At 44.4% G+C, this 3,110-nt stretch carries 3 protein-coding genes; 1 reads left to right on the top strand and 2 read right to left on the bottom strand.

Annotated features, from left to right (window positions below):
* Positions 1–690: phage major capsid protein, P2 family (locus L654_RS0100190; protein ID WP_024606906.1), on the bottom strand; the 690-nt coding region annotated here is incomplete at its 3' end.
* A gap of 47 nt (positions 691–737) precedes the next feature.
* Positions 738–1,658, bottom strand: coding sequence for a GPO family capsid scaffolding protein (locus tag L654_RS0100185; RefSeq protein WP_024606905.1), 921 nt, complete (start codon positions 1,656–1,658; stop codon positions 738–740).
* 192 nt (positions 1,659–1,850) lie between these two features.
* Between L654_RS0100185 and L654_RS0100180 the strand changes: the two genes are divergently transcribed.
* On the top strand, positions 1,851–3,110 hold a 1,260-nt coding region (locus tag L654_RS0100180), incomplete at its 3' end, for a terminase family protein (RefSeq protein WP_024606904.1).

The following is a 3,110-nucleotide window of genomic DNA, read 5'->3' as shown; positions in this document are numbered from 1 at the left end:
TGTTAAATCGTTACCAACTAGCACTACTAGGCGTGGGTCGTTACGCAATGATGGGTGAATAAGCGAGTTTTTTAACTCAGTCACAATGGCGTCTAACGTTTTGTAATCGCCTGCACCGTCTGGGTCAAAATAAACAGGATCGGTAACGATTTGGTCAGCCGCTTTTTCTTTAACAATTTGATGCCAGCCTTTGTTTACGTCTTCACCATTTGGGTTAGCAATTGGGTCTGATGTTGCTGCAGCTGATACACCATTAAAACCAACGCGCAGCATGTCGAGTGCAAAACGTAGCGTGGCGTTTTGGTTAATGAGTTTCATAAACTCGTTTAAGTTACCGGCATTAGCCCATGTAGATAACAGCGCCCATGTTGTTGCTGAGCACGAATCGGTTTCGGTCAGTTCATAGGTATGGCCATCAACGCCTTGTTCTGATGTAAAACGGCCACCCGCTTTGCGACCCGTCGCAATACCGTAGTTACCTACTTTTACAACTTGGCCTTTAATTTGGTCCACTTGCATGGTGGTGATCATGCGTAAAAACTCGACCGACTCTAAAAGCGCAGCGCGTAGCTTTGTTTCCATTGGGTCTGAAATGGCAAATTTATGTGATGCGTCGTCCACACCAAATGCTTTTGCTAGTTGCGTTGAGTATGTTTTTATAAACCCAGCGGCTGTTTGATTTAAGTGCATGCGTTATCTCGCTCTGTTATGCATTAGTAAAAAGTAAACGTGGTTTTTTAAGTCAGGCTTACGGTTTCGCCGCCTACTGGGTCGGGCTCTTGGCCACCTTGCTCTTTGCTAAGGGCGTTAAATTTAGTTTCGATGCCGTCAACCTTTTTGCCAAAGCCGTCCATTTTTTCCATTAGCTGACTAAATTGTTCGGCGGTTACGCCTGTTTCTGGCTCTGGTTTAATTTCTGGCTCTGGTGCTGGCTCTTTGACTGGCGTTTTTTCTTCGCCTTCTGGTTTGCTGAATTTAGTTTCAAGGTCAGTCACCTTGGCTTCAATTCCTTCAAACTTGCCCATTAGGGCTTCAAACTGTTCTTGTTTCATGGTGTCTTCCTCGGTGAGTGGCTCTTGCTGATCGGCAGGCTGCTGATCGCTAGAAAATAAACTAAATAGTTGCGCCATTAAGCTTTGCGCTTTGGCGTGCTTGCTATTTGGGGTAGTTGGTTCGCTATTGGTGGTAATAAAGTCACTGTGTTGTAGCGTTTCTAGTTGGCTATATTCGTGATCTACTTCGTTATCACCAATAGAGAATTTTAAGCGGCTGGTGCCTGAACTTGCTGGCGAGTCGGTAACGGCAAGGCCTTGTAAGTAGCAGCGACCTTCGCTTTTGTAATCGGGGTTTGGCTCAATAGACATAAACAGCTTTTGGCCGTCTTTGTTGGCATTAAGTAGGTAGTCGTTAGCGGTTACTTTTACAAACAGGCGTAATTTGCCACCTTGTTTAGCAGCTTTTACTTCGTCAACAGTGCCCCAGTTTTTACCCTCGCTTGGGCCAAAGCTTGAGCGAAAGTGTTCAGGCCAAATAAGCGCGGTGTATTCGTCAACTGAATACGATGCGGCCATTTGATTAATCCATTCTTTTGAAATAATACGGCCGTCTACCGTTGCGCCTTCTGTTGCTGCAATTACCCAACCTGATTGTTTTGCCATTACTTGCGTACCGCGTTACTTAATATTTAAACGCAGCATAGCTATAAAAAAAGGCTGAATACATTGGTTAGCTTTTTGATAATTCCTAGATTGGGCTTTTAGGAAACATGAGGTTTTTTATGCGGTTATAAGCTTATTGTAAACCAATACACTGTGCCTAGTTACTAATTTCATGAGCACTTATATTAAGCAATGGCTTATTCACCTGAAATACGCGAAGCAGCAAAACGGCTTTATTTACGCCACCATACCCCCGACGAAATACGTGCGGAACTGGCGTTACCAAACAACCGTGTAATTTACTATTGGGCCGATAAATACAATTGGCGCGATATGCTGCGCGAAGAAGACGTAGACGAAGCTATTGCACGACGTATTTTGATACTTACCGATGTAAGCGACAAAACAGGCAACCAAATAAAAGAGCTCGACATGCTGATAGAAAAGCACGTTAAGCTTAAAAAGCAACGCGTCCAGCTAGCCGAAAAAGCAGCCCAGGCTAATGATCCTCAACCGACTAATAAAGGTAGCAATAAACAAGGTAATAAAGGCAGCGGTAACGACAATAAAAAAAGCAAAGGCCGTAAGCGTAAAAATGATGTTAGCCATTTAACCGCTGAAGACTTTGGCACCTGGTACGACTCACTCTTTGGGTACCAAAAAACGATGCACGAAAACTTGCATCAGCGTATTCGTAATATTTTAAAAAGCCGCCAAATTGGGGCGACGTATTATTTTGCGGGTGAAGCGTTTAAAGATGCGGTTTTAACGGGCGACCCACAAATATTCCTCTCTGCGAGTCGTGCACAAGCTGAGGTATTTCGCAGTTATATAATTGCTATTGCGCAAGAGTTTTTTGAAATTGAGCTAACCGGTAACCCAATTACTTTACACACCGCCCATGGTGATGCCGAACTACGCTTTTTAAGTACCAATAGCAAAACGGCGCAAAGTTACCACGGCCATGTTTATGTGGATGAATACTTTTGGATTGGTAAGTTTAACGAGCTAAACAAATTAGCCAGTGCCATGGCCACGCATAAAAAGTGGCGTAAAACGTATTTTTCAACCCCATCGACTAAAGCGCACCCTGCTTATACATTTTGGACGGGTGATCACTGGCGACAAGGCCGCGCCGAACGCGAAGAAATTGAGTTCCCTACCTTTGTAGAATTGCGCGATAACGGCAGGCTGTGCCCCGATAAACAATGGCGCTATGTAGTTACCATTGAAGATGCCCTACGCGGTGGCTGTGAATTATTCGACATTGACGAATTGCGCGACGAATACAACGCCGATGATTTTAATAACCTGTTTATGTGCATTTTTGTGGACGATGCCGACAGTATATTTAAATTTAGCGACCTTGAAAAAGCCATGGTTGATGCCACCCGCTGGCAAGACCACAAACCCAATGCCGCACAACCATTTGGTAACCGTGAGGTGTGGCTA

Source organism: Pseudoalteromonas sp. TAB23 (genome assembly GCF_000498075.1).
In the GTDB taxonomy this organism is placed as follows: domain Bacteria; phylum Pseudomonadota; class Gammaproteobacteria; order Enterobacterales; family Alteromonadaceae; genus Pseudoalteromonas; species Pseudoalteromonas arctica.
Note: the sequence above shows the minus strand (reverse complement) of the source record. Positions and strands in the feature narration are given on the sequence as shown.

Excerpts from the sequence above, each read along its gene's own strand:
- L654_RS0100185 (WP_024606905.1), bottom strand. The coding sequence starts at position 1,658 with ATGGCAAAACAATCAGGTTGGGTAATTGCAGCAACAGAAGGCGCAACG.